At 70.9% G+C, this 23,518-nt stretch carries 23 protein-coding genes and 1 pseudogene; 15 read left to right on the top strand and 9 right to left on the bottom strand.

The genetic code is table 11. From position 1 onward, the window contains the following. The first annotated feature begins 229 nt into the window (after positions 1 to 229). The 4 genes from AB0C25_RS11710 (at position 230) to AB0C25_RS11695 (ending at position 2,780) form a co-directional block, all read left to right on the top strand. Positions 230 to 586, top strand: coding sequence for a YciI family protein (locus AB0C25_RS11710; RefSeq protein WP_357372184.1), 357 nt, complete (start codon positions 230 to 232; stop codon positions 584 to 586). Between the two features lie 11 nt (positions 587 to 597). Beyond that, positions 598 to 1,161 (top strand): sigma-70 family RNA polymerase sigma factor, encoded by a 564-nt coding sequence (locus AB0C25_RS11705; RefSeq protein WP_357372182.1) that lies wholly within the window; start codon positions 598 to 600, stop codon positions 1,159 to 1,161. Continuing rightward, positions 1,116 to 1,580, top strand: coding sequence for a hypothetical protein (locus AB0C25_RS11700; RefSeq protein WP_357372180.1), 465 nt, complete (start codon positions 1,116 to 1,118; stop codon positions 1,578 to 1,580). Before AB0C25_RS11705 ends, AB0C25_RS11700 begins: the two co-directional genes overlap by 46 nt. Positions 1,581 to 1,646: 66 nt before the next feature. Further along, on the top strand, positions 1,647 to 2,780 hold the full coding sequence (locus AB0C25_RS11695) for a glutamate--cysteine ligase (RefSeq protein WP_357372178.1): 1,134 nt from the start codon (positions 1,647 to 1,649) through the stop codon (positions 2,778 to 2,780). Between the two features lie 10 nt (positions 2,781 to 2,790). Here AB0C25_RS11695 and AB0C25_RS11690 read toward each other — a convergent pair whose 3' ends face one another. Both AB0C25_RS11690 and AB0C25_RS11685 read right to left on the bottom strand, forming a co-directional pair. Further along, a complete protein-coding gene (locus AB0C25_RS11690; protein ID WP_357372176.1) occupies positions 2,791 to 4,575 on the bottom strand; it encodes an N-acetylglutaminylglutamine amidotransferase in 1,785 nt (594 codons plus the stop codon). 166 nt (positions 4,576 to 4,741) lie between these two features. Further along, complete coding sequence (locus tag AB0C25_RS11685) at positions 4,742 to 5,173, bottom strand: MarR family transcriptional regulator (protein WP_357255638.1); 432 nt, start codon at positions 5,171 to 5,173, stop codon at positions 4,742 to 4,744. 94 nt (positions 5,174 to 5,267) lie between these two features. On the opposite strand from AB0C25_RS11685, the gene AB0C25_RS11680 reads away from it, so the two are divergent. From AB0C25_RS11680 to AB0C25_RS11640, 9 genes and pseudogenes are all read left to right on the top strand, one after another. Continuing rightward, positions 5,268 to 7,046: an ABC transporter ATP-binding protein gene (locus AB0C25_RS11680; RefSeq protein WP_357372724.1), complete on the top strand. Its 1,779-nt coding sequence runs from the start codon at positions 5,268 to 5,270 to the stop codon at positions 7,044 to 7,046. Between the two features lie 221 nt (positions 7,047 to 7,267). Beyond that, positions 7,268 to 7,894, top strand: coding sequence for a restriction endonuclease (locus AB0C25_RS11675; protein WP_357372174.1), 627 nt, complete (start codon positions 7,268 to 7,270; stop codon positions 7,892 to 7,894). A gap of 49 nt (positions 7,895 to 7,943) precedes the next feature. Further along, on the top strand, positions 7,944 to 9,392 hold the full coding sequence (locus tag AB0C25_RS11670) for a Fic family protein (protein ID WP_357372172.1): 1,449 nt from the start codon (positions 7,944 to 7,946) through the stop codon (positions 9,390 to 9,392). Positions 9,393 to 9,504: 112 nt separating this feature from the next. Next, on the top strand, positions 9,505 to 10,146 hold the full coding sequence (locus AB0C25_RS11665; protein ID WP_357372170.1) for a TMEM175 family protein: 642 nt from the start codon (positions 9,505 to 9,507) through the stop codon (positions 10,144 to 10,146). 12 nt (positions 10,147 to 10,158) lie between these two features. Continuing rightward, positions 10,159 to 10,710 carry a hypothetical protein gene (locus tag AB0C25_RS11660; protein ID WP_357372168.1) on the top strand — a complete coding sequence of 184 codons (552 nt, stop codon included), beginning with the start codon at positions 10,159 to 10,161 and terminating at the stop codon, positions 10,708 to 10,710. Positions 10,711 to 10,909: 199 nt separating this feature from the next. After that, entirely contained in the window at positions 10,910 to 11,848 is a 939-nt protein-coding gene (locus AB0C25_RS11655) for a DUF559 domain-containing protein (protein WP_357372166.1), read from the top strand. A 289-nt stretch (positions 11,849 to 12,137) separates the two neighbouring features. Beyond that, positions 12,138 to 12,707, top strand: coding sequence for a peroxidase (locus AB0C25_RS11650; RefSeq protein WP_357372164.1), 570 nt, complete (start codon positions 12,138 to 12,140; stop codon positions 12,705 to 12,707). Positions 12,708 to 12,845: 138 nt separating this feature from the next. Continuing rightward, a pseudogene (locus AB0C25_RS11645) lies at positions 12,846 to 13,232 on the top strand (Crp/Fnr family transcriptional regulator); the annotation flags it as partial. A gap of 270 nt (positions 13,233 to 13,502) precedes the next feature. Next, the gene (locus AB0C25_RS11640; RefSeq protein WP_357372162.1) at positions 13,503 to 15,047 is read left to right on the top strand and encodes an NAD(P)-binding domain-containing protein; all 1,545 of its coding nucleotides are present in this window, start codon (positions 13,503 to 13,505) and stop codon (positions 15,045 to 15,047) included. Here the strand turns inward: AB0C25_RS11640 and AB0C25_RS11635 are convergent. The 5 genes from AB0C25_RS11635 to AB0C25_RS11615 all read right to left on the bottom strand — a co-directional run bounded on the left by AB0C25_RS11635 (position 15,031) and on the right by AB0C25_RS11615 (position 19,817). Then, on the bottom strand, positions 15,031 to 15,630 hold the full coding sequence (locus AB0C25_RS11635; RefSeq protein WP_357372722.1) for a nitroreductase family protein: 600 nt from the start codon (positions 15,628 to 15,630) through the stop codon (positions 15,031 to 15,033). The genes AB0C25_RS11640 and AB0C25_RS11635 overlap by 17 nt on opposite strands. Before the next feature lie 163 nt (positions 15,631 to 15,793). Beyond that, positions 15,794 to 16,945: a glutamate--cysteine ligase gene (locus AB0C25_RS11630; protein ID WP_357372160.1), complete on the bottom strand. Its 1,152-nt coding sequence runs from the start codon at positions 16,943 to 16,945 to the stop codon at positions 15,794 to 15,796. Positions 16,946 to 16,992: 47 nt separating this feature from the next. After that, the gene (locus AB0C25_RS11625) at positions 16,993 to 18,159 is read right to left on the bottom strand and encodes a M20/M25/M40 family metallo-hydrolase (RefSeq protein WP_357372158.1); all 1,167 of its coding nucleotides are present in this window, start codon (positions 18,157 to 18,159) and stop codon (positions 16,993 to 16,995) included. A 90-nt stretch (positions 18,160 to 18,249) separates the two neighbouring features. Next, positions 18,250 to 18,828, bottom strand: a complete 579-nt coding sequence (locus AB0C25_RS11620; RefSeq protein WP_357372156.1) for a carboxymuconolactone decarboxylase family protein — start codon at positions 18,826 to 18,828, stop codon at positions 18,250 to 18,252. A 167-nt stretch (positions 18,829 to 18,995) separates the two neighbouring features. Next, positions 18,996 to 19,817, bottom strand: coding sequence for a hypothetical protein (locus AB0C25_RS11615; protein WP_357372154.1), 822 nt, complete (start codon positions 19,815 to 19,817; stop codon positions 18,996 to 18,998). A gap of 319 nt (positions 19,818 to 20,136) precedes the next feature. Between AB0C25_RS11615 and AB0C25_RS11610 the strand changes: the two genes are divergently transcribed. Beyond that, the gene (locus AB0C25_RS11610; RefSeq protein WP_357372152.1) at positions 20,137 to 20,586 is read left to right on the top strand and encodes a ribonuclease domain-containing protein; all 450 of its coding nucleotides are present in this window, start codon (positions 20,137 to 20,139) and stop codon (positions 20,584 to 20,586) included. Positions 20,587 to 20,645: 59 nt separating this feature from the next. Further along, positions 20,646 to 21,011, top strand: coding sequence for a barstar family protein (locus AB0C25_RS11605; protein ID WP_357372150.1), 366 nt, complete (start codon positions 20,646 to 20,648; stop codon positions 21,009 to 21,011). A gap of 92 nt (positions 21,012 to 21,103) precedes the next feature. Here AB0C25_RS11605 and AB0C25_RS11600 read toward each other — a convergent pair whose 3' ends face one another. Together AB0C25_RS11600 and AB0C25_RS11595 are read right to left on the bottom strand one after the other, a co-directional pair. Then, the gene (locus AB0C25_RS11600; protein WP_357372148.1) at positions 21,104 to 22,594 is read right to left on the bottom strand and encodes an FAD-binding oxidoreductase; all 1,491 of its coding nucleotides are present in this window, start codon (positions 22,592 to 22,594) and stop codon (positions 21,104 to 21,106) included. Positions 22,595 to 22,743: 149 nt separating this feature from the next. Further along, complete coding sequence (locus AB0C25_RS11595) at positions 22,744 to 23,472, bottom strand: HD domain-containing protein (protein ID WP_357372146.1); 729 nt, start codon at positions 23,470 to 23,472, stop codon at positions 22,744 to 22,746. Positions 23,473 to 23,518 lie beyond the last annotated feature (46 nt).

Here is a 23,518-nt window from a genome sequence, read left to right as displayed (position 1 = left end):
CGGCAGGGCAGGGTCGTGCCCTTGTCCCGCGTCCTTTGCTCTGCTTCAACCCACGCGACACTCGATCCCCTTCGTCGTCGCGTCAGGTGAAGCAGAGCAAAGGACGCGCCGATACTGGGGCGGAGTCGCCCCCGAGATTTCGTGCAGCGGCGGCCTGTCGATCTGGGCTGCGGCCGATCGTGTGGAGGATGAGAGGTCGGCGACGGCCGGCCGCCCGTGAGGAGGAACCATGACGCTCTACCTGCTCAGCCTTCACCAGCCGCAGGGTGAACTGCCGCCGGAGCCGGAGTTCCTGGCCGGGGTGATGCGTCAGCTCGGTGAGTTTCGGGACGAGTTGATGTCCACCGGGTCGTGGGTCTTCGGGCAGGGTCTGCACGGCACGGAGACCGCAACCGTGCTGCGCGCCCGCGACGGCGACGTCCTGGTCACCGACGGCCCGTTCGTCGAGGGCAAGGAGCACCTGGGCGGCATCACGATCATCGACGTGCCCGACCTGGACGCCGCCCTGCACTGGGGTCGCCGTTACGCGCTGGCCACCACCCTGCCGATCGAGGTGCGCCCCTTCCAGGGCGGGGCCGGCGACTGACCGTGCCCGACGTGGAGGCGGTTTTCCGCGCGGAGTACGGCCGTGCGGTCGCCGTCCTGGTGCGCCTCCTCGGCGACATCGACCTCGCCGAGGAGGCCGTCCAGGAGGCGTTCGTCGTCGCGGTGGCGCGCTGGCCGACGACCGGCCTGCCGCCCAGTCCGGCCGGCTGGATCATCACCACGGCCCGGAACCGGGCGATCGACCGGCTGCGCCGCGACGCGTCCCGGGTCGACCGGCACGCCCAGGCGGCCCTGTTGTACGCCGCCGACAGTCCCGTCGAGGAGGGACCGGTGCACGACGACCGGCTACGGCTGATCTTCACCTGCTGTCATCCTGCGCTCGCCCCGAGCACCCGGGTAGCCCTCACCCTGCGGCTGCTCGGCGGACTGAGCACCGCCGAGATCGCCCGAGCCTTCCTGGTGCCGGAGCCGACCATGGCGCAGCGGCTGGTCCGGGCCAAGTCGAAGATCCGGAACGCCCGGATCCCGTACCGGGTGCCCCGCGACGCCGACCTGCCCGACGTGAGCTGGTGCCGCTGTCCCGGCAGGACCGGGAACGGTGGGACGCCCAGCTGATCATCGAGGGGCAGGCGCTGGTGCGCCGCTGCCTGCGCCGCGACCGGCCCGGCCCGTACCAGATCCAGGCCGCGATCGCCGCCGTGCACAGCGCCGCGCGGCGTGCCGCCGACACCGACTGGGCCCAGATCCTCCAGCTGTACGACCAGCTGACGGTGGCCGCCCCCAGCCCGGTGGTGGCGCTGAACCGGGCCGTCGCGCTCGCCGAGCTGTCCGGACCGGCGGTGGCGCTGACCGAGGTGGACCGCCTCGACCTGGTCGGCTATCACGTTTACCACGTGGTCCGCGCCGACCTGCTGGCCCGCCTCGGCCGGGGCGGGGAGGCCGTCGAGGCGTACCGGATGGCTGTCGCCCGGACGGACAACGCGGCCGAACGGGCCTTTCTCAGCGCACGCGCGACGGCCCTGGCGACGTCCTGAGCGGGCGTTTGCCGCCGGGGTAGCCCGGGAAACCGAGGCGCCGGCCGCAGCAGTGGGGGAGGCGCCATGGCGTACCGTTCGGCGACCGCCGGCATCGTGCCCGACCTGTCCACCCTCACGCTCGGCGTCGAGGAGGAGTTCCTGCTGCTCGACCCGGACAGCGGGCGCAACCTGCCGGTGGCCGACCAGGTGCTGGCCGCGCTGCGCGGCCCGGCTCGGGACCAGAGCCGGCAGGAGTTCCGGCACAGCATGGTGGAGATGGTCACCCCGGTCTGTGCCGACCTCGGCGAGCTGCGCGCGTACCTGGTGGCATCGCGCCACTCCGCCGCCGAGGCCGCCACTGCGGCCGGGGCGCGGCTCGTGGCGATCGGTGCCACGCCGGTGGCCGAGCCGCACCGGACGGTCCCCGACGAGCCGCGCTACCACGCGATGTCGCGCCGGTACGGGCCGGTGGCGCACGACCCGGCGGTGTGCGGCTGCCACATCCACGTCGGGCTGTCCGACCGGGAGTTGGCCGTGCAGGTCTGTAACCACCTGCGGGTGTGGCTGCCGGTGGTGCAGGCGATCACCACCAACTCGCCGCTGCAGGACGGGCACGACACCGGGCACGCCAGTTGGCGCTCGATGCAGTTGGAGCGGTGGCCCAGCATCGGCCCGACGCCGTACTTCGACTCCGCCGCCGACTACGACCGGACCGTCGGCGAGCTGATCGCCGCCGGCATCATGCTGGACGCGGCGATGGTCTACTGGTACGCCCGACCGTCGTCGGCCTACCCGACGGTCGAGATCCGGGTGGGCGACGTCTGCACCGAGGTGGACGACGCAGTGCTGGTCGCCGCCCTGGTCCGGTCGCTTGTCGCCACCCTCGCCGACGACGCACGTGCCGGGGTGACCGCGCCGCCCGTCCGCGACTGTCTGGTGGCCGCCGCGCACTGGCGGGCCGCCCACGACGGCCTCGGCGGCGAGCTGATCGATCTGCGCGCCGGCGGCACCCGGCCGGCCTGGGCGCTCGTCGACGAGTTGATGGCGGTGATCGCTCCGGCCCTGCTGCGCCACGGCGACCTGGGGTACGTGTTGGCGCAACTGGCCCGGCTGCGCCGTGACGGCACCGGCGCGACCCGGCAGCGCCGGGTGCTGGAGCGTACCGGTGATGTGCGCGCCGTCCTCGACGACCTGGCCGCCCGCACGACGGCCGGGTGATCGGCGGCGCTCAGCGGATGTCGTGGGTCTGGAGCCACAGCTCCAGCAGGCCGAGCTGCCACAGCTTGTTGCTGCCGGCCGCCGCCTCGGCCCGGTCCGGCTCGGCGAGCAGGCGTGCCACGTACTCCGGGCGGAACAGCCCCCGCTCGCGCGCGGCCGGCGCCTGCAACGCCTCGGCGACCAGCTCGCGCACCGGGCCGTCCACGTTGCGCAGTGCCGGCACCGGGAAGTAGCCCTTGCGCCGGTCGATCACCTCGGCGGGCAGCACCTCCCGGGCGACCTCCTTGAGCACGCCCTTGCCGCTCTGGGCGGCCTTGTGCTCCGGCGGGCAGTGCGCGGCCAGGGTGACCAGGTCCTGGTCGAGGAACGGCGTGCGCACCTCCAGGCCCCACGCCATGCTCATGCTGTCCACCCGCTTGACCGGGTCGTCCGGCAGCATCAGGTGGGTGTCCAGGCGCAGCACGGCGTCCAGCGCGGTCTGCGCCCCGGGCGCGGCGAGGTGCTCGGTGAGCAGTTCCCGGCCGGCGTCGTGCTCCAGCGCGTACGCCGGGCCGACGATGGCGCGCAGCTCGTCGTGGTCGCGGTCGAAGAACGCGGCGGCGAACGTCTCGGCAGCACTGTGCCGGGGGGTCTCGACCAGCGGCTGGTGGTAGCCGTAGCCGGCGAACACCTCGTCGGCGCCCTGCCCGGACTGTGCCACCTTCACGTGCCGCGCCACCTGCTCGGACAGCAGGTGGAAGGCGACCACGTCGTGACTGCCCATCGGCTCGGTCATCGCCAGCACGGCACGCCGGACCGCGGGCACGAGGTCGTCGTCCGCCAGCCGGATCCGGTGGTGGTCCGTGTCGTACGCGCGGGCCACCAGGTCGGAGTAGTGGAACTCGTCGCCGGACTCGCCGTCGCGGCTGTCGAAGCCGATGCTGAACGTGCGCAGGTGCTGCTGGCCGGCCTCGGCGAGCAGCGCCACGATGAGGCTGGAGTCCAGCCCACCGGAGAGCAGCACACCGACCGGAACGTCGGCGACCAGCCGTCGGCGTACCGCCGTGCGCAGCGCGTCCCCGACGGCGGCGCGCCAGTCGACGGCGTCCATCCCCGCGTCGGCGGGCTCCCGCACGTAGTCGGGCCGCCAGTACACCTCCTCGCGGCTGCGTCCGTCCGCCTCGATCACCCGTAGGGTGGCCGGCGGCAGCTTGCGCACACCGCGCAGCACCGTGCGCGGTGCGGGAACGATGGAGTGCCAGGACAGGTAGTGGTGCAGCGCCACCGGGTCGATGCCGGTGTCGACGTCGCCGGCCCGTAGCAGCGCGGGCAGGGTGGAGGCGAACCGCAGCCGCCCGGGGGTCTCGGCGAGGTAGAGCGGTTTGATGCCGAGCCGGTCGCGGGCCAGGATCAGCCGCCGCCGCACCCGGTCGACCAGCCCGATCGCGAACATGCCGACCAGGTGGTCGACGAAGCGTTCACCCCAGTGCGCGTACGCGACCAGGATCACCTCGGTGTCGCTCGTGGAGTGGAAGGCGTACCCGGCGTTCTGCAACTCCTCGCGCAGCTCGGGGTAGTTGTAGACGCAGCCGTTGAAGACCAGCGCCAGGCCCAGGTCGTCGCGGACCATCGGCTGCCCGCCCGCGTCGGACAGGTCGATGATGGTCAGCCGGCGGTGGCCGAGGGTCACCCAACCGTCGGCGAGCAGGCCCTCGTCGTCGGGGCCGCGTGAGCGCATCGCCTCGGTCATCCGGGTGACCGCCGCCGGGTCGGGCGACCGGCCGTCGAAGCGTGCCTCCCCGCTGATCCCGCACATCAGCCGGGGCGGTTGTTCGGGTGTGGCACCAGCGGCACGAGCGTCCTCCTGTCACCTCGCCCCCGGCCGGTGACGGCCGGTCCCGCCGACCGGACGGGGGCGCTGGCTACCCGTGCGCGAGGTGGGCAAACCCGCCGCCTGCGCGGGGCGGGCGGGCCGTCGTCGGTCAGGCGCGCAGGGTGCGCAGGATGCGGGCCAACTCGGCGCGGTCGGTGTCGTTGAGGTGGCCGAAGAAGCGATCGGCCTCGGCCCGCCGGGCGGTGCGGATGGCGGTGCCGAGGCGCTTGCCCTCCTCGGTGAGCGCGACCAGGGTCGCGCGCCGGTCGGCCGGGTCGGGTCGGCGTTCGACGAGCCCCCGGGTCTGCAGGTCGTCGACGACCTCGGTTGCCGAGCGGGCCGCGATGCGCAGGTGCTCGGCGAGCGTGCCGGGGCGTACCTCACCGTGGCGGCCCAGCACACCGAGGGCTCGGGACTGGCTGGGGGTGATGTCCCACGGGGCCAACGATTCCCGCGTCTGCCGCCGCAAACGGGACGCCACGGCCCAGAACGTCTCGGCCAGGCTGTCGTCGTCGCCGGTCCCGGTGGTGTCCTCGGTCACCGGAATACCGTAGCAGCCGATGCGGTTGCAACCTCATGTTGAGGTAACCTCAGCATATTCGACGGAAAGGCAGTGCCCCTTGGAACCCACCCCCATGGGCCGCGACCGCGGCCGCCGCACCCTCAGCGCCGAAGAGAAGACGCAGGCCCGCCAGGTGTCACTACGCCGCATCGGCCGCCTGTTCACTCCCCACCGGCCCGCCCTGGCAGTGGTCACCGTGATCATCGTGCTCTCCTCGATCATCGCGATGGCTACTCCCTTCCTCCTGCGTACCGTGATCGACCGCGCCCTGCCGCAGGGTGACGTGACCCTGCTGGTCTGGCTGGTCCTCGGCATGGTCGCCGTCGCAGCCGTGACCTCCGCCCTCGGCGTCGTGCAGACCTGGATCTCCACCCAGGTCGGGCAGCGGGTGATGCACCGGCTGCGCACCGACGTCTTCAGCCACCTCCAGCGCCAGTCGCTGGGTTTCTTCACCCGCACCCGCACCGGCGAGGTGCAGTCCCGGATCACCAACGACATCGGCGGCATGCAGTCGGTCGTCACCTCCACCGCCACCGCCGTCGCCGCCAACCTCACCACGGTGGTCGCCACCGCCGTGGCCATGGTCGCGCTCTCCTGGCAGCTCTCCCTCGTCTCGCTCGTGGTGCTGCCGCCGGCCATCTGGCTGACCCGCCGGGTCGCCCGGATGCGCCGCGAGATCACCGCCCAGCGGCAACGCGAACTCGCCGACCTCAACGTCACGGTCGAGGAGGGCCTGTCGATCAGCGGCGTGCAGCTCGCCAAGACCCTCGGCACCGGCCCCGCGCTTGTCGACAGGTTCACCGCCTCCTCGGAGCGACTCGTCGACCTGGAACTGCGCAGCGAGCTGGCCGGCCGCTGGCGGATGGCCTCGATGAGCATCATCTTCGCCGCCGTACCGGCGGTCATCTACCTCGCCGCCGGCCTGCCCGGCACCGCCGGCACGCTGAGCATCGGCACCCTGGTCGCGTTCACCGCCCTGCAGGGCGGCCTGTTCCGGCCACTGATGGGCCTGCTCAACGTGGGCGTCTCGCTCACCGCGTCACTGGCGCTCTTCGCCCGGATCTTCGAGTACCTCGACCTGCCCGTCGACGTGGCCGACCCCGCCGAACCGGTCCATCTCGACCCCGCCCGGGTACGCGGACACCTGCGCCTGGAGGACGTCACCTTCGGCTACCCGGGCAGCGACACCGCCGCCCTCGCCGGGATCACCCTGGACGTACCCGCCGGCACCAGCCTCGCCCTGGTCGGCGAGACCGGCTCCGGCAAGAGCACCCTCGCCGGCCTGGTCAGCCGCCTGCACGACCCGACCGCCGGCCGGGTCACCGTCGACGGCGTCGACCTGCGCGACCTGCGCCTGGCCGACCTGGCCGCGATCGTCGGCGTGGTCAGCCAGGAGACGTACCTGCTGCACACCACCGTCCGGGAGAACCTGCGCTACGCGCGGCCGGGCGCCACCGACACCGAGATCGAGGACGCCGCCCGCGCCGCCCAGATCCACGACCTGATCGCCGGGCTGCCCGACGGGTACGACACCATGGTCGGCTCCCGCGGCCACCGCTTCTCCGGTGGTGAGAAGCAGCGGCTCGCCATCGCCCGTACGTTGCTGCGCGACCCGCGCATCCTGGTCCTCGACGAGGCCACCAGCGCGCTGGACACCGAGACCGAGCGGGCCGTGCAGCGGGCGTTCGACGTGCTCGCCGAGGGGCGTACCACGATCACCATCGCCCACCGGCTGTCCACAGTGCGTGACGCCGACCAGATCGCGGTGCTCGACCACGGCCGGATCGTCGAGGCCGGCACCCACGACAGCCTGCTGGACCGCAACGGCCGCTACGCCACCCTGGCCGCGTAGCCGGTTCGGGGGAGCGACATGGGGAGTGACGGGTACCGGACAGTCTTGACGGTCATGCACGCGGTTTGTCGGAGGCCGCCGCGACACTGAGGCTTCCGCGAACGAGGAGGTGCCTCGTGCCGTACGTCAGATCACACACCAGGAGGGGTGGAGCCCGAGTTCGGGCCCACTACCGAAGGCGGCGCACCGGCAGTGTCCGGCGGCGATCGGCGGTCCGCCGCGTGTCCGGAGGCGGCAGGTCGACCAACGGCTGGTTCCTGCTGCTCTGCGCCGTCGTCGGTTTCGTGCTCCTGCGCATGGTCGTCGACGTCGTCGAGCGGCATCCATACTGGACCGCCCTCCTGGTGAGCCTCGTCGTCGCGGGGGCGACCACCGTCGGTCTTCTCGCGTCGAAGCAGCGCGCCCGCGAGCGGGCCGACCAAGCTCAGCGGGACAGGCTGATCGCGGTGACCGATGCGATGAGCGGGCCCGAGTTCGAGCAGTGGTTCGCGCGGATCCTGGTCGCGTCCGGTTTTCGGAACGTGCAGGTGTGCGGCGGCTCCGGTGACCGGGGAGCCGACGTCACGGCCACCGCCCCGGACGGCCGACGTGTCGTGGCGCAGTGCAAGCGGCAGAGCATCGGCAACCGGGTCGGCAGTGCCGCCATCCAGCGGTTCGCCGGCACCTGTCGGGACATCCACCGAGGCGAGATCTGCCTGCTCGTGACGAACAGCTTCTTCACTGCGGGTGACGGCATCCAGATCGCCCGACAGCTCGACATCACCCTCGTCGACCGGCACGCACTGGAGATGTGGGCGTGGACGGGACGACCCACGCCGGAGTCCATCGCGGCGGGCGGTTCGCACTGACGCGAGGCGGCGGACAGCGGCGCGACGCCCGGTGGCAGGATGGCCGTCGATGACGGCTGACGAAACGTGGAAGCGAATCGCCCCGCGCTGGCTCACCTGGCCGGAGGTCGACCCCGCGCGACACCCGTTCGACCCGACCGGCGTGCTCGATGTGGTGCGTAGCCTCGCGCCGCCGGTGCCACCGCCGCCGCGTTGGGAAGGGTCTGTGTCCATCGGCCGTAGCGATGCCGAGCGGTGGCGGGAGACGGTGAGTCACGCCCTCGTCGACCACTACGGACGTTGGGCCAACGGCTGGTGTTGGTCCCAGGGCGAGGGCGACTACGACGGTGGTCCGGGCACCGAATGGTGCTGTGTCTCCCACTCGATCAGCTCACCGGAGGAGACCCTGGCCCTCGTCGCCGGCTCACTGGTCCAGTGGCGAGCCTGGCTGGAGGATCTCGCCGAACGCTTCGACCGTTTCCTGCCACTGCCCAATCCCGACGAATCACCCGACGCCCTCGTCGTGGCCTGGGACGTCGCGGTCGCCCAGCTGGTGAACCTGACCGTGGGCCGGACAAGCAGCGACAGCGGCTGGTACGGCCACTGCAAGCAGGTGCTCTCCTGGTTTCTCGTCGCAGCCGGTCTGCCCGAGGACCGCCACTCGACCCTGATCGACGATGCCATCGGCGGACGATTCCGCAGCTGGGTGCAGCCGTCTGCCGCCGATGTCGCCGACGTCGCGGAGCGCCTGGCACAGCAGCTCGTCGCGCAGTCCGGCGTCGACCTGCCCCCTGCGTACGTCCACGCCACCGACGAGTGGCCCGACACCTGGCCGCAGGGTTGGCCATCGTCCCGAACGGCCACAAGGTCGACGCGGGGTCGAGACGAGCGTAGGCCGGAGGGTAGGCGTCCCGACGATCTGGAGACGTGGCAGGCCGTTCGTGCCCAGGTCGACTGGGGCACCGCGTCCGAGCCCGTGTCCGGCCCCGTCGGTACGGGCGAGGACGCCATCGCCGAGCACGCGGCCAGCCGCCCGACGGGCGGCCCACAGCTTGCCGCCGCGGTCGATCAGGCAGGACGGGCGGCGGCTGCGGGTGGACCGCTCGGCTTCGCTCTGCTCGCGCAGTGGCAGGGCACGCTGCTCGGGGTGCCCGAGCCTGCGTTCCGCGATGGCCCGGCCTGGGCCAAGGGCGGCCGTGAACGCTACTACTGGCACGCCGACCTTCCCAGCCGGTTCGAGGCGTGCCTGCTCGAGGCGACGGAGGACGACCTGCCCCTGCCCTCCCGAGCCGCGCGGGTCTATCTCGACGTGGCGTTCTTCCACCCGTTCGACGACGGCAACGCCCGCTCGGCCATGCTGGCGCTCTACTTCGTGCTCGCCCGCGAAGGTGTGATTCTCGACCGCGCCGCACCGCTGTTGAGGACAGTCCGACAGGCGCACGACAAGTACGGTGCAGCCGGGCTCGCGAAACTCGTCGAACTGCTGATCCGGGGCACGCCGAAACGAATGCGGCCCTGACCGTCCGGCGAACGGCTCACGGCAGGCGAGCCAGTGGCGGCATCTCGCCAGACGAGTGCCGTCGGGCGCGCCGCGCAACCGGGGCGAAATCAGCATATAGCATGATTGGTGCATGAACGCCCAGAAGGGTACGCCGCCACTGACCCGTCAGCCGGGTCGGCTGGTGTCCTTCAGCGACGGTGTCTTCGCCATCGCCGTGACGCTGCTCGTGCTGGAGATCCAACCGCCGCCGGACTTCGGACACCTCCTGCGGGGCCTCGGGGCGCTCTGGTCGTCGTACCTGGCCTACGCGCTGAGCTTCCTGCTCATCGGGCAGGTGTGGGTCAACCACCACGTCATGTACGACCGCGTCCGACACGTCGACCGGGGAGTCCTGTTCCTCAACACGGTGCTCCTGATGGTCATCGCGTTCCTGCCGTTCTCCACCTCGCTTCTCGCCGGGGCGCTTCGCGCGGAACAGGGACTGCGGACCGCGGTCCTCGTCTACGGCAGCACACTGTGGATGGCGGCGGCCCTGTTCAACATCATCTGGCTCTACCTCCGCCGCGCCAGACTGCTCGACCCCACCCTCGGCGCATCCGGTGTCCGGGCCATCGGTCGCCGATTCGCGCTCGCGCTGCTCTGGATCGGCTCCGGCATCCTCGTCGGCGGGTTCGTGCCGATCGCGGGCGTCGCCATCATCGCCGGCTTCCTCCCCGCCTACTACCTACCCATCCGTGGCGAGTACGGCGAGACCAAACAGGTGCCGAGATGACAGGCTCAGCACATGGACAGCGTTCTGACGCAGTTGCCCGCCCTGCTCGGCGTGCTGGTCGGCACCATCGGCACGATGGTCGCCACGGCGGTGACGGAGCGTGGCCGATGGCGACGCAACCAGACGGTCCGCTGGGACGAGCGGAGGCTCGACGCGTACGCCGATTTCACCCGTGCGGTGAAGGAGATCCACCTGGTCTCCCGGGGCATGCTGAGCGGACACCGCCCCGGCTCCCGTACCCCCGTCCTGGACCGTGAGGACGGGATCACCCGTCTGGCCGAGGCGGACGTGCGCCACACCCTGACCTGGGAGGCGGTCCTGCTGCTCGGTGACGCGACGACGGTGCGCGCGGCCTCCACCTGGCGGCGAGCCGTGCGCGACCTTGAGCAGGCGGCACGGAGTTTGCCGGACCCACCGGACGACCTGGCCGCCCTGGTCCGTCAGGCCGACGAGGCCCGCGACGACTTCTACCGGGCCGCCCGCGGCGGCCTCGGCGTACGCGGCGGGACCGTCGAGCAGTTTCGGCGTCCAACCGAGCGACGGACCCCGGCGGCGCGCAACTGAGCGCAGCGAGGCCGCATTCCCCTCGACCGTTGGCAGCTGAGCAACTCGACACGCCGTTGTCCGCCCTGCTGAACTGCCAACGATCAGTGCGGCTAGCAAAAGCCGAGCTGGGCGGGGCGTTATCCACAGGTGGTTGCGTTTCCACAGGACAGCTGCGGTGTGGTTGCCGAAGGTGGAGGTGGGGCGGCACGGTCTTCGCGTGCAGGTGGCGCTTCAGGAGATGGTTCGGCGCGGCGGAGGGCTGGTGACGCTCGGGGCCCTGCGGCAGGTGGTGCCGCAGTGGACGGTGCGGCAGGCCTGTCGTAACGGTGAGCTAGTGCGCGTGCTGCCCGAGGTCTTCGTGGCGCCGTACCTGCTCGACGATCGACCCGGCGCCCCTGCCGTCAGTCGGCTCGGCCCTGCCCTGGGTCAACGGGCGGCTCTCGCCTGGGCAGACGGCCGCGGCGCGCTCAGTCACCTCAGCGCGCTCGATCTCTGGGGGTTGCGCCCGTCGGCGCCCGGTGAGCCGGTGCACCTCAGCACGCCGGCGAGCGCCAGCCTGCGCACCCGACCCGGACTTGTCGTGCATCGACGCCGCGGCCTGAGCATCGGACCACCGCACGTCGTCGTCCGGCGGGACCTGCCGGTCAGGCGCATCGAGCGGGCCCTCGTCGACTCCTGGCCGATGCTGCCACCCGCAGAGCGGCGGGCGCCGGTGATCCGAGCAGTGAACAACTGGCTCACCACACCCGAACGGCTCACAGCGGCCCTGGACACCGTGCCGAAGCTCGCCGACCGGGCGGTGCTCCGAACACTGCTGACCAAGCTCGCCGACGGCTGCCGCAGCCCGCTGGAGATCTGGGGACATGAGCACGTCTTCACCGGCCCCGGCATGCCGGCGTTCCGCCGACAGGTGCCGGTGAGCGTCGGGCGAACGATCTACCTCGACATGTTCGCCGAGCGGGAACGGGTCAACCTCGAACTCGACGGTACGACCACCCACGGCGACCCGCACCAGCGGGAGATCGACCTGCGCCGGGACGCGCTGCTCGCGACCATCGGAATCGTGGTGGTCCGGTTCGCCCACCGTCGTCTGGTGCACGAGATCGACGAGGTACGCCGGGAAACGATGGCCATCCTTGCCATCCGCAGGGTGTGACGCGGTAGTTGGCTGAGGTCGAATTCACCACCAAGAAGGCGGAAGTCCTGTCCCGGCTTTGATCGCACAGGTGGGTCCCCCGATGGTTCGGCCGACGGGCCGGTGCTGCTGCACGACGCGGCGGTGCTGGCGTGATCCCGGGCGATGGAGCGGCTGCACGAGCTGGCCGATGCGGCGCGCGGCGGGGCGGGAGACGTGTGGCTGCTCTGCCCGATGGAGGATCCGGCGTTGCTGCCCAAGTTGAACGGCGCGACGGCGTACCGTCCGCGTCAAACACGGAGGGAGTCGGATGAGTCTTCTGCAGCAGGCAGAGCAGTCGCCGGACACCGAGCGGATGTTCGACACGGACACGAAGGCGATGGGCTACCTGCCCAACTACACCAGGTTGTTCGCGCACAGCCCGGCGGCGTACCTGGCATGGCAGCAGCTCAACGGTGCGGTGAAGGCAGAGATGGAGCTGCGCCGCTATGAGTTGGTAACCCTCGCCGCAGCTCGGGCTCTGAAATCCTCCTACTGCGGCCTGGCACACGGGAAGGTCCTACGCGACAAGTTCTTCGACGCGCCGACCGTCGCCGCCATCGCGTCGGACCACGGCAGCGCCGGTCTCTCCGCGCAGGAGGTCGCAGTCGTCAACTTCGCCGGAAAGGTCGCGGCGGATGCGAACTCCGTCACCGAGGCCGACGTCGTGGGTCTGCGCGGTCACGGTCTCGATGACACGGAGATCTTCCGCGTGATCCTCGCCGTCGGCGCCAGATGCTTCTTCAGCACCGTCCTCAGTGCTTCCGGGGCTGAGCCCGATCCGCAGTACAACGAGAGCTTGGACGTGGGCCTGCGGCAGGCGCTGAGCTTCGGCGATTAGACCCAGAGAGAACGCACCGACCAGGCTGTCCCAGGGTCAGCGCTTGTCGGCATCGGGACTGGGGTGCCGACACCGTGCGCGTCCTGCGGATGTTGGTGGTGTTCGCCTGTGCGTCGGTCGAACGGCACCGGGACGTCTCGGATTGTCCACCGCAGTGAGTTCCGAGCCTTTCTCCGAGCCAATCCGGACGCCGCCATGGAGGTCGCCGGCATCGTGGCCGACAGGTTGCGCTGGGCCAACCGACGACGGGTGGACTTCGCCTCCTATTCGGTCAAGGTCCGCTTGGCGCGCGTGCTGTGGGAGATTGCTGCGGCATACGGCCGACGAAGTTGCGAGGGGCTCGTCATCAACGTGCGCCTCACACAGAGTGAACTGGCCACTCTGTGTGGAGCCGCAGAGATCAGCCTGCAGAAGGCTCTCGGGAGCTTGCGTGGGGCTGGAATCATCGCCACGGGCTATCGCGAAATTGTCATCCGGGACAGCGATGGCCTACGCGCCGTCGCTGATCTCGACGGCTCCCCCTGACCGCACGAGAGCTGGCAATCGCCGCTCGCCCTCTCGCAGCGAACGCTGGCGGTCGGCGCCGGGGCCAGCGCCGTACTTCTGGTGGCGCGCTGACCAGACCTGAGGGTACGGCGACCGCTGCGGTGGCGGCCGTCGGGGCAATCGTCACCGCACTCGTCGGCCTCGCCGCCAACCATTCTCGTCGGAGTGACCGGCAGTGACCGGGCATTGACACTTTCCGCTTCGCAACCCATGGTCGATGGATTCGTTCCTCCGTCGAAGGGCCGCAGGATGGTCACCAGCGAACACCGGTACGTCATCGTCGGGGCGGGGCCCGCTGGGCTGCAACTGAGCTACTACCTTCAACAACACGGCGCCGATTACCTGACGTTCGAAAGTGGCGACGAGCCGGGCGGCTTCTTCCGGCGGTTTCCGCGCCACCGCCGGCTCATCTCGCTGAACAAGGTGCACACCGACAGCGCCGACCCCGAGATTCGTCTGCGCTGGGACTGGAACTCGCTGCTCAACGACTCCCCGGATCTGCTGTTCCCGCGATTCAGCGAGGAGTACCTGCCGGCCGCCGACGACCTGGTGCGCTACCTCGCCGAGTTCCAACGGGTTCACCAGCTCAACGTCCGCTACGGCACGACGGTCGAGCGGATCGCGCGGACGGACGACGGCTTCACGGTGAGCACCAACCAGGGTGACGTGCGTGCGCGCTGCCTGGTCGTCGCGACCGGCTGGGGCCAACCGTTCGTGCCGGCCATCAAGGGCATCGAGCATGCCATCGGGTACGAGGACATGGTCGTCGACCCCACGGCGTACGACGGTCAGCGGGTTTTGATCATCGGTAAGGGCAATTCCGCCTTCGAGACCGCGTCGGCAATTCTCGGTCGGGCGTCGATGGTGCACCTCGCCAGTCGGCAACCCCTGCGACTGGCCTGGAACACCAAACACCCCGGGGACGTCCGTGGTCAGTACGGGGCGATCCTCGACAGCTACCAGTTCAAGACTCTGCATTCGGTGTTGGACTGCACGATCGACGAGATCCGGCCTGTCGACGGGCGGTTCCAGGTGTCGATCACGTACACCCACGCGCAGGGCGAGACCGCCGTTCTGGACTACCACACGGTGTTGAGGTGCACCGGTTTCCGGATGGACACCTCGGTGTTCGACGAGACGTCCCGTCCCGACCTGGTGCGCGACGGCCGCATGCCGGGGCTACGCCCGGACTGGCAGTCCAGCAACGTCGACGACCTGTATTTCGCCGGCACCATCGCCCAGGCTCGGGACGCCAAGCACGCGTCGTCGCCCTTCATCGACGGATTTCGGTACAACCTCCGCACGTTCACCCGGATCCTGCGCGAGCGGTACGAGGACGTGCCGTTGTCGTACGCGACGACGCCGGCCGACGCCGTGTCGCTGACCAAGCTGATGCTCGATCGCGTCAACTGGTCCTCGGCGCTGTGGACGCAGTTCGAGTACCTGTGTGACGTCTTCGTCCGGGACGAGGCCACCGGCGACTTCCACCACTACGAGGACCTGCCGGAGGACTACGCGGTGGAGCGCTTCGCCGCCGCCACGCACTGGTACACGCTCGCGCTCCGGTGGGGACGCGACGACTATGGCGACGTCTTCGCCATCGATCGGCACCCGACCCCCGACCGGGCCCGGGAGAGCGCCTTCATCCACCCGGTGATCCGGCGTTACCGGGGGGCGGAGCTGGTCGCCGAGCAGCACCTGCTGGAGGATCTGCTGGCCGAGTGGCGGCGACCGGACCGACACGTCGAGCCGTTGGTCGAGTTCCTGACGGGGGACCTCACCAGCGGACCATGACCTCGTCGAGGGGTTTGCGGGTCAGGTCGGGGACGTGGGCGTCCGGCGTGGGATACCCGACGGGCATCACCACGTACGGGCGCTCCTCCGGCGGGCGCTCGCACACCTCGTTGAGGAACCGCATCGGGCTGGGCGTGTGGGTCAGGGTGACCAGGCCGGCGTGGTGCAGGGCGGTGATCAGCAGCCCGACGGCGATGCCGACGGACTCCTTGACGTAGTACGGCTTCGGGCTGTGTGGCCCCTGGTGCACCTCGAACACGACGATGACGGCCGGTGCGGTCTCCAGGAACGGCTTCTGCCAGTCAGTGCCGAGCCCGGCGATCGCACCGAGCCACTCCGCGGAGGCGCGGCGATCGTAGAACGCGCGTTCCTCGGCCTCCGCAGCCTCACGGAGCCGGCGTTTACGCGCCGGGTCGGTGAGCACGACGAACCGCCACGGCTGCACGTTGGCACCACTGGGTGCGGTCGAAGCGGCCCGGATCGCGGCCTCGACCACCCCGTCGGGCACGGGGTCGCTGGCGAAGTCCCGCACGGAACGGCGTTGGGCCATCCGTTCGGCGAACGCCTCAGCCTCGCGCACCATGTCTGCCGGCGACCGCCGGTGGTGCTGGATGGGGACCTTGGGTAGCAGGTCTGCGTCGATCACCAGCGGCCTCCCGTGATCAGCTGTGCCGGTCCGCGGGAGGGTCTGCCTGCCGCCGGCATCCAGGTGCCATCAGCATTTCCCAGGCAGGGTTGCTTTGTCGTTACGTAGGCGTGCTGTCTTCGCGCGTGGGCACGCCGGGTGCGGTCCGGGTGGCGATCTCGTCGACCACGTCGGTCAGGCGTCCACGCAGCGCCGCCGCGGCCCGCTGGCGGGTCGCCCCGTCGCCGTCCGCGGCGAGCCGTGTCAGCCAGGCCTCCACCCGCTCGCGGTCGCCCGCCTCGTCCAGTGCCGGTCGGGCGCGCTCGACCAGCCGCTCGGCGAGGGCCGCAGCGGGCAGCAGCCGGCCCGTGGTGACGTCGACGCCGCGGTCGCTCATCCCGTCGCGGGCCGCCCGCCAGTACGCGAGCCGCAGCAGCTCGGGGGCCAGCTCCGGTCCCGCGTCGCCCCGGTCGACAGCATCCCCGGCGACGACCACCAGCGCCCGCACCAGGGCGGCGAGCGCCGCGGACTCGATGGCGGTGAGGGGTACGTCGGCCACCCGTACCTCGAGCGTGGGGTGGGTTCTCGACAGGCGTAGGTCCCAGAAGATCGTGCCGTGGTCGACCAGGGCGCCGGCGTCGAGCAGCATGTCCACGTGGTCGTCGTACTCCTGGGCGGACCGCAGGTACGGCGGCGGGCCGGCCACCGGCCAGCGCCCCCACGTGACGCTGCGCCAACTCGCGTAGCCGGTGTCGCGTTCGGACCAGTAGGGCGAGTTGGCCGTCAGCGCGATGAACACCGGCAGGTGTTGGCGCAGGTGGTTGCCGATCAGCACGGCACGGTCCCGGTCGGGCTCCTCCACGTGGACGTGGACGGCGCAGATCGCGAGCTCGTCGTGCAGCCCTCGGAAGGTGGCGGTGCCCCGGTCCTGGCGGGGCCCTTCGGTGATGGGCGGCGGCACGGCACGGCCGAGCACCGGCGAGCCACTGGCGATCACCCGCAGACCCGCCGACCGGGCTGCGGCCTGGACGGCGGCGCGACCCTCGACGAGCTGCGCGCTGAGATCGTCCAGGTGGTGGCACGGGTCGGTGCGGGTCTCGACCTGAAGCTTGGTGATCTCGCCACCCACCCGGGCGCCGAGGGTCGGGCGCGCGCGGTCGACGACGGTTGCCGCCTCCGGCACGACCTCGCCCCGGTCGGCGTCGACGACGAGGAACTCCTCCTCGACGCCGAGGAGGGGGATGGGCGACCCCGCGCGCTGTCCCGTAGTCATACCGACGCCGACCTCCCACTGCCGGTCGTTCGCCGGCGGTGAGCACGTTACGCGATGTCCTCGATGCGCTGCGTGCCGAAGCGCTCCATTGTGGACAACCTGTCGACGAGCCCGGCCAGGAGGGCCGTTCGTTCGGCCATCCGGTCGAGGCAGACGTACTCGTCGGCGGCGTGCGCTCCGCCGCCGACCGCGCCCAGGCCGTCAAGGGTCGGTACGCCCAGCGCGGCGGTGAAGTTGCCGTCGGACGCGCCAGCGGCGTACGCGCCGACGAGACCCGCCATGCCGAGCTGGCGGGCGATCGACTGGGTCAGTTCCAGGAGTGGCTGCGCGAGTTCCGGGGACATCGGGTAGCGGTTGATCCCGCCGTGTACGGCAAGCGTCGCCTCGGGCAGGAACGGCACGAGCCCGCGGATGGCGTGGTCGACGCGTTCGAGCTCGTCCCTGGTCCAGGCTCGGACGTCGACGGCCAGGCTGGCCTGCTCGGGCACCGTGTTCGTCGTGGTGCCGGCGGAGAGCAGGGTCGGTGTCACGGAGGTGCCGCCGCTGTCCGCCGCCCCGAGCGTGCCGAGCGTCAGAACCTGGTGGGCGACCTCGACCGTGGCGTTGACCCCGCGCTGTGGTTCGACGCCGGCGTGGGCGGCGCGACCTCCAACGGTGAGGCGGTAGACCGAGCCACCCTTCCTGGCCACCTTGACGTTCCCGTCCGGGGTGGCCGCCTCGCAGACGAGAACGGCGCCGGAACGTCGTGCCTCACGTTCGATCAGGTGTCGTGACGTGCCGGACCCGCTCTCCTCGTCGCAGGTGAGCAGCACGCCGACGGCCGAGGTGTCCTCGATCAGGCGTAGTGCCGTGAACATCTGCACGATGCCGGCCTTCATGTCGCACACGCCGGGTCCCGTCGCGACGTCCCTGCGGACGGTGAAGGGCCGGGACCGGATCGTGCCGACCGGGAAGACGGTGTCGAAGTGGCCGAGGAGCAGCACGCGCTGGCGACCGACGGCCGGCCACAGCAGGTGTGGCAGGCCGTCGACCACGACCCGATGGGCGGGCCGGCCGAGCGCCTCCTCGCCCCAGCGGGCGAGCAGGTCGGCACAGGACTCGAGATGGGGCAACGAGCCCGGTGCCGACTCGCATGCGACGAGCGTGCTCAGCCGGTCGACCATGTCGTTTCGGAGCTTTTCGGCGGCGTCGAGCAGACAGCGGGGGTGGTCCATCGATCCTCCAACCACACGGCTGACGGGCCTCACCAGGCGTGTCCATCGACCATCGCAGGGGGATCGGGGTGTGGTCACCCTTGTCTGTGCTCAGCTGGCCGGTGTGGCGACCTGCTGCACGGGAGTCGCCGACCCGTAGCCGAGCTCGATGATCCGACGCACGGATTCCGCGTAGGCGTCCGCGCCGACGGGTGCAAAGGTGCCGAGCCCGTCGACGTACCTGTTGAACATGCAGAACGCGGCGGCGATCAGCACGGTGTCGTGGATCTCCAGGTCGGTGGCGCCCTCCGCGCGGGCGTCGGCGACCAGTTGGGTCGTGACGTTGCGCCCGCTGATCTGGACCGCGCCGGCGATACGCAGCAGCGACCGCAGCTTGGCCGAGATCGGGGCGCTGTCGAGATCCGCGCGTACCTGGTCGACGAGGGTCATGCCCTCGTCGAGTTGCGCCGCCGCGAACGCCGAGTGCGACGAGCAGCAGAAATTGCACTCGTTGCGCCCGGACACGTACGCGGCGATCAGTTCCCGCTCGCCGGGCGGGAGCGAGTGCGGGGCGCGCAGCAGCACCTCGGCAAGCTCGTTGAGCGGCTTGGCCGTCTCCGGGCGGTACTGCATCGGGCCGGTGATGCCGGGGAACTGCTTCTCGTCGACTCCCAGATCGATGTACGCCACAGTGTGATGCCCTCCGGTTCTGCAACGCGGCCCGACGGGGCCTACGCCTCACCCCGGAGACGGCTGCCGATGCGGGGCGGCGTCACCGACGCCGCGCAGCCACGATCTCATCCCGTCGGTCGGGGGTATTTCTTCACTCGTGCTCTTTTTCCGGCGGGGGGCCGCTGCTAGGGCTCGCTGGGGCGGCTCTGTTGCGGCGGGATCGGGGGCGCGCTCACCGAGTCAGCCGGGTGCTCGGAGTGGCGGCGCAGGAGTTCGGTGATCCAGCGGGCGGCGTCCCTCTGCGCGGTGAGCAGGTGGTCGCGGGCGTCGGCGATGTCCTGGTCGTCGGCGTGCTCGCTCAGGAGCGTCGCCCACTGGCGGCTCACCTCCTCGGCGTACCGGGCCTTGCGGAGCTGCTCGTCGAACTGGTACTCCAACTCCACCAGCCGGTCGACGTGCGGCTGGAGCGCCGGCATGATGCGCTCGTCGAGCCGGACGGCGGCGTCGGGGCGGCAGGTGATGACGATGTCACCCCGCTGGTAGTGCCACTGGGGATCCTCGGCGAGCGCCTGTTGCAACGCCAACTCCAGGTCCCCGGCCCGGTGCGGCGGGAGGTCCCGGGCGGCGTCGGAGGCGAGCCGGGTCAGCCGCTGGATCGCGTTGGGCTGGAAGTACTGCACGTACCAGCTCAGCACCTCGGCCCGCATGCTCGTCGGTGACGACCAGGCGAAGGTGGCGCGGATGTAGAACGAGTAGACGTACCCGCGGGCCGGGACCGCGATCAGCCGGGGCACGTCGCGTTGTTCGACGAGCGGGCCGGACGGCGAGGGTGCGGCGGCAGATCCGACGGGCGCCTCGTCCTGGAGCGCGGCGACCAGTCGATCCCAGCTTCGCGCCCACCACCGCCAACCGCGGACACTCGCGTCGCGGGTGATGGTCAGCCCTCGGATGCCTCGGTGCCGCCACTGGTCCGCCGGCCTTGGCCTCCCGTCCGGGGCGTCCGTCATGGCACCCCTCCACGGTCACGGTTCCGCGTTTCACGCTAACAACAGGTGACGGATTTGCCCGTCGCCACGCCGTCGCATACCGGTGCGAACCGGACCGCCCCGCTGGCACGCCACGCGTCACTGCCGGGCTGTCGACCTCGGTGGCCGGCACCGCCGGGAAGCGCCGTGGGTGCCGCGGGGAGAGGATCATCTGGCGTTCACCGAGCATTGTGGAGCAGTTGAGGTGCCCAGGGGTGTTACCGCCGGCGGGGTAGCGGCGAGACTGGACCCGATCCGACAATCATGTGGATCGATGTAATGGACGGTCTGGAGGCGGCCTGTGTCCACCCCTGTGTCCCCGCTGGCCACGCCCGGCGCGATCCGCCGGCGTACCACCACCCTCACCCTGCTCCTCGCCATGGTCGCCGCCGCGCTGGTCGGCCCGTCCGTGGTGACCCCCCGGTTGACCGACTCCGCCTCGGCGGCGGTCTACAGCTCCTGCACCAGCAGCCGCTGCGCGGACGCCCGCACCGCCCGCTCCGGCTGGTCCGCCAAGGGCTTTCCGACCAGCCGTGCCTGGTATTCCTGGAGCGGTGGCACCTCCAACTTCGCCGGCGGCCGGTTCTACAACTACGAGGGTCAACTGCCCACCAACGCCACCTACCACGAGTACGACGTCTACCCCCGCACGCAGGGCGCCGCTCGGGACGCGTACCGGATCGTGGTGAACCGCAGCACCGGGGTCACCTGGTTCTCGCCCAACCACTACACCGACTTCTACCGGCTCTGACCGCTCCGGTGCCGGCCGGTCCGACCCGGCCGGCACCGGTGAGACGAGGGAGGCACGTGATGGCCGCTCCGGACGGCGACCGGTCGCCCGAGTGGCTGACCGTGTGCCGGGACGGGTGCCCCGAGGCGCGCGGCGCGTCGGTGCTGGCCGGCGCGACGATGCGGAGCAGGCCCGCGCTCGTCGCCGCGTTGGCCGACGCGCTGACCCTGCCCGCCCACCTGGGTGGGACCTGGGACGCCCTCGCCGACGTGCTTCGGGACCGGCTGGACGCCGGCCCGCTCACCCTGCTGATCGACGACGCCGGTGAGTTGCTCGCCGACGAGCCGGCTGGTCAGTACGACCTGCTGCTCGCCGTGCTGGACGACCTGGCCACCACCGCCCCGCACCCGCTGCGCGTCGTCCTGCACCATGCCTCGCCCCCTTGAGCGGCGGGATCTCGCATCCCGACGGGGGCTGGGCGAGGTTGGAAGCGGCCGGCGGCGCGGGTGGGGGTCACCCTCGCCGCCGGCCGTCCAGGTCAGTGGGTCGCGGGCGGGATGCTCTGCTCGTACTGGAAGACGTTGTGCGGGTCGTACTTCGCCTTGATCTTGCGCAGCCGTGGGAAGTTGCGACCCCAGTAGGCCTCCTCCCACTCCGCCATGCCGATGTTCGGCACGTTGACGTAGGCGCCGTCCACGTAGGGCCGCATCGCCAGGCTGAACTCGGCGATCCAGGCCTGGGCGATCGGGGTGACGGCGTCGTCGCTGTCCGGCTCGCCGCGAGTGCCCCAGCCCGCGCCGGGCTCGGAGTAGAAGAGCGCGTCGCGGTGCGGGAACGCCGCGCCGCCGAAGGGCTCCTGCCGTTGGGCTCCCCGGCCGAAGGCCTGGGCGAAGAAGTTGCTGTCCGGTGACGGGGCCTTCTCCATGAACCGGCGGACGATGCTGATCGCCTCTGCCGGGAAGGGCTCCCTGGTGAACTGCGAGTAGAACTTCCACTTCGCCGGATCTTCGTCGCTCGGGACCTGGAATCCGGCGTACGTCTCGGCCCAGCCTCCGATCCGCACGATGACCTCGGGGTTGCCGATCGAGAGGAGCGGTTCCAGCAGTCGCCTCGCCTCGGCCTCCGACCCCTCGGCGAGCACCGCGAACAGCAGGATCTCGTCCGGGTGGACCTCGACCTGGGTGCCGAGACGAGGGTCGGCGAACGGTCCGGTGTGCTGCCAGGTGTCGAAGACGTCGTGCAGGTTGTCGAGGCCCGGCCAGGTCACCTGCAGGTAGGCGACGCTCTCCAGCGGAGCCACCTGGTAGGTCAGGGACGTGACGATTCCGAAGTTGCCGTTTCCGGCGCCGCGCAGTGCCCAGAGCAGGTCCGCGTGGTTCCACGGGTCCACCTCGAGCACCTTGGCGCCGTCGGCCCCCGCCGCGACGACGATCTCCACGCCGATCAGGTTGTCGCAGGCCATGCCGATGTAGCGGGTGAGGAAACCGAGACCGCCCCCGAGGGTCGCACCGGACAGGCCGACGGTCCCCTCGCCTCCGGTCGTCGCCGCGAGGTCGTACTCCCCGAGTGCGGCGACCGCTTCGGACTGGGTGAGCCCCGCGCCGAGCTTCGCCGTGCGGCTGGCGGTGTTGATGTCGACGTCCTTCAGCTCACTGACGTCGATCACGATGCCGTTGTCGACGTTCGACCAGCCCTCCAGGCTGTGCCGGCCGCTGCGTACCCGCAACGCGACGTCGTGCTGCCGGGCCCAGGTGAGGGCGTTGACGACGTCCTGGGTCTCCTGGGCGAAGACGATCACCAGCGGGTAGCGCACGAACAACTCGTCCCAGCCGAGGCTCGCCTCCGCGTAGGTGGGGCTCTGGGGACGGACGATCAGGCCGGTCAAGGTGGCGGGCGGGAACTTCTCACCACCCAGGGTCGGGCCGTCCGCCGCCAGCGCCGAACTGCCGGCGATCATGCCCGGGAGGGCGACCGCTCCGGCGCCGACGGCCGTCGCCTTGAGCAGGTCGCGACGAGAAAGGTCGCGCATGGTCCGAGTCCTCTCGATCGGGGTCGCGTCAGAGCTTCGATCGAGAGGACTTTTGCCTCTCAACTGACGCAAAACCACCGTAACGCCGCAGACTGCGGGAAAGATCCGAGAAGTTGTCACAGAACCCGGTCGGGTGATGAAGCGGCAGCTCAGTTGGGGTGCGCGGGCTGGTCCAGGATGGCGCTGAACCGCTCCTCGGCGAGGTCGAGCTGGGCGAAGATGTGCCTCTTCACCACCGCCGACAACGGTGTGTCCGGCCGGCCGATCAGGTCCCGGAAGAGCGGCACCAGCGGCCGGTACTTCCGGGCCGACGACACCACCTTCGGCCCGACCGTGTGGATCACCCCGACGCCGTTGTCGGTGAAGTCCGACACCTTGATCACCCGGGCCCAGGGCTCGCGGTCCAGGCTGACCGCCAGGTGCTCCCGGTACTGCGTGTTGCGGTCCCGCTCGGGGTCGTACACCGGGTTGGTGACGGCGGCGACGAGCGTCGCGACGCGCGTCCCGAACCGCGCGGCGAGCGCGGTGAGCGCGGCCGCGGTCGGGTCGGCCCCCGCGTCGCCGTCGGCCAGCTCGACCGGATGGTCCTCGACCGCGTCGTGCAGCAGACCGGCGACGATCACGTCCACGTCGCGCACCTGGTAGTGGTGCATCAACCGGATCGCCACCCGCAGCAGGTGGTTGAGGTACGGCTCCCGGACGCGCCGGTCGTCGCGGTGCAACTCGGCGGCGAGGTCGAGCGCGGCGGTCAACCGCTCGCGGGCGGCGTCGTCGAACTGCTGGACCTCCAACCGGAAGCGCTCCAGCAGGCCCGGTTCGCCGTGGATCTCGGTGATCGCGTGCATCGGCATGCTGCCCAGGTGCGGCGGGAAGTCCATGCGTCACTTATAGCCGATCTTCCCCACGTCGATGAGCCCGTACGTC

Origin of the sequence: Micromonospora sp. NPDC048839, assembly GCF_040649915.1 — a bacterium.
Taxonomy (GTDB): domain Bacteria; phylum Actinomycetota; class Actinomycetes; order Mycobacteriales; family Micromonosporaceae; genus Micromonospora.
Note: the sequence above shows the minus strand (reverse complement) of the source record. Positions and strands in the feature narration are given on the sequence as shown.

What these genes read in the sequence shown, in the direction of transcription:
- AB0C25_RS11710 (WP_357372184.1), top strand. Translation starts at nt 230, where the DNA reads ATGACGCTCTACCTGCTCAGCCTTCACCAGCCGCAGGGTGAACTGCCG.
- AB0C25_RS11695 (WP_357372178.1), top strand. Translation starts at nt 1,647, where the DNA reads ATGGCGTACCGTTCGGCGACCGCCGGCATCGTGCCCGACCTGTCCACC.
- AB0C25_RS11690 (WP_357372176.1), bottom strand. Translation starts at nt 4,575, where the DNA reads ATGTGCGGGATCAGCGGGGAGGCACGCTTCGACGGCCGGTCGCCCGAC.
- AB0C25_RS11680 (WP_357372724.1), top strand. Translation starts at nt 5,268, where the DNA reads ATGGGCCGCGACCGCGGCCGCCGCACCCTCAGCGCCGAAGAGAAGACG.
- AB0C25_RS11670 (WP_357372172.1), top strand. Translation starts at nt 7,944, where the DNA reads ATGACGGCTGACGAAACGTGGAAGCGAATCGCCCCGCGCTGGCTCACC.
- AB0C25_RS11665 (WP_357372170.1), top strand. Translation starts at nt 9,505, where the DNA reads ATGAACGCCCAGAAGGGTACGCCGCCACTGACCCGTCAGCCGGGTCGG.
- AB0C25_RS11660 (WP_357372168.1), top strand. Translation starts at nt 10,159, where the DNA reads ATGGACAGCGTTCTGACGCAGTTGCCCGCCCTGCTCGGCGTGCTGGTC.
- AB0C25_RS11650 (WP_357372164.1), top strand. Translation starts at nt 12,138, where the DNA reads ATGAGTCTTCTGCAGCAGGCAGAGCAGTCGCCGGACACCGAGCGGATG.
- AB0C25_RS11640 (WP_357372162.1), top strand. Translation starts at nt 13,503, where the DNA reads ATGGTCACCAGCGAACACCGGTACGTCATCGTCGGGGCGGGGCCCGCT.
- AB0C25_RS11635 (WP_357372722.1), bottom strand. Translation starts at nt 15,630, where the DNA reads ATGGTGCGCGAGGCTGAGGCGTTCGCCGAACGGATGGCCCAACGCCGT.
- AB0C25_RS11630 (WP_357372160.1), bottom strand. Translation starts at nt 16,945, where the DNA reads ATGACTACGGGACAGCGCGCGGGGTCGCCCATCCCCCTCCTCGGCGTC.
- AB0C25_RS11625 (WP_357372158.1), bottom strand. Translation starts at nt 18,159, where the DNA reads ATGGACCACCCCCGCTGTCTGCTCGACGCCGCCGAAAAGCTCCGAAAC.
- AB0C25_RS11615 (WP_357372154.1), bottom strand. Translation starts at nt 19,817, where the DNA reads ATGACGGACGCCCCGGACGGGAGGCCAAGGCCGGCGGACCAGTGGCGG.
- AB0C25_RS11605 (WP_357372150.1), top strand. Translation starts at nt 20,646, where the DNA reads ATGGCCGCTCCGGACGGCGACCGGTCGCCCGAGTGGCTGACCGTGTGC.
- AB0C25_RS11600 (WP_357372148.1), bottom strand. Translation starts at nt 22,594, where the DNA reads ATGCGCGACCTTTCTCGTCGCGACCTGCTCAAGGCGACGGCCGTCGGC.
- AB0C25_RS11595 (WP_357372146.1), bottom strand. Translation starts at nt 23,472, where the DNA reads ATGGACTTCCCGCCGCACCTGGGCAGCATGCCGATGCACGCGATCACC.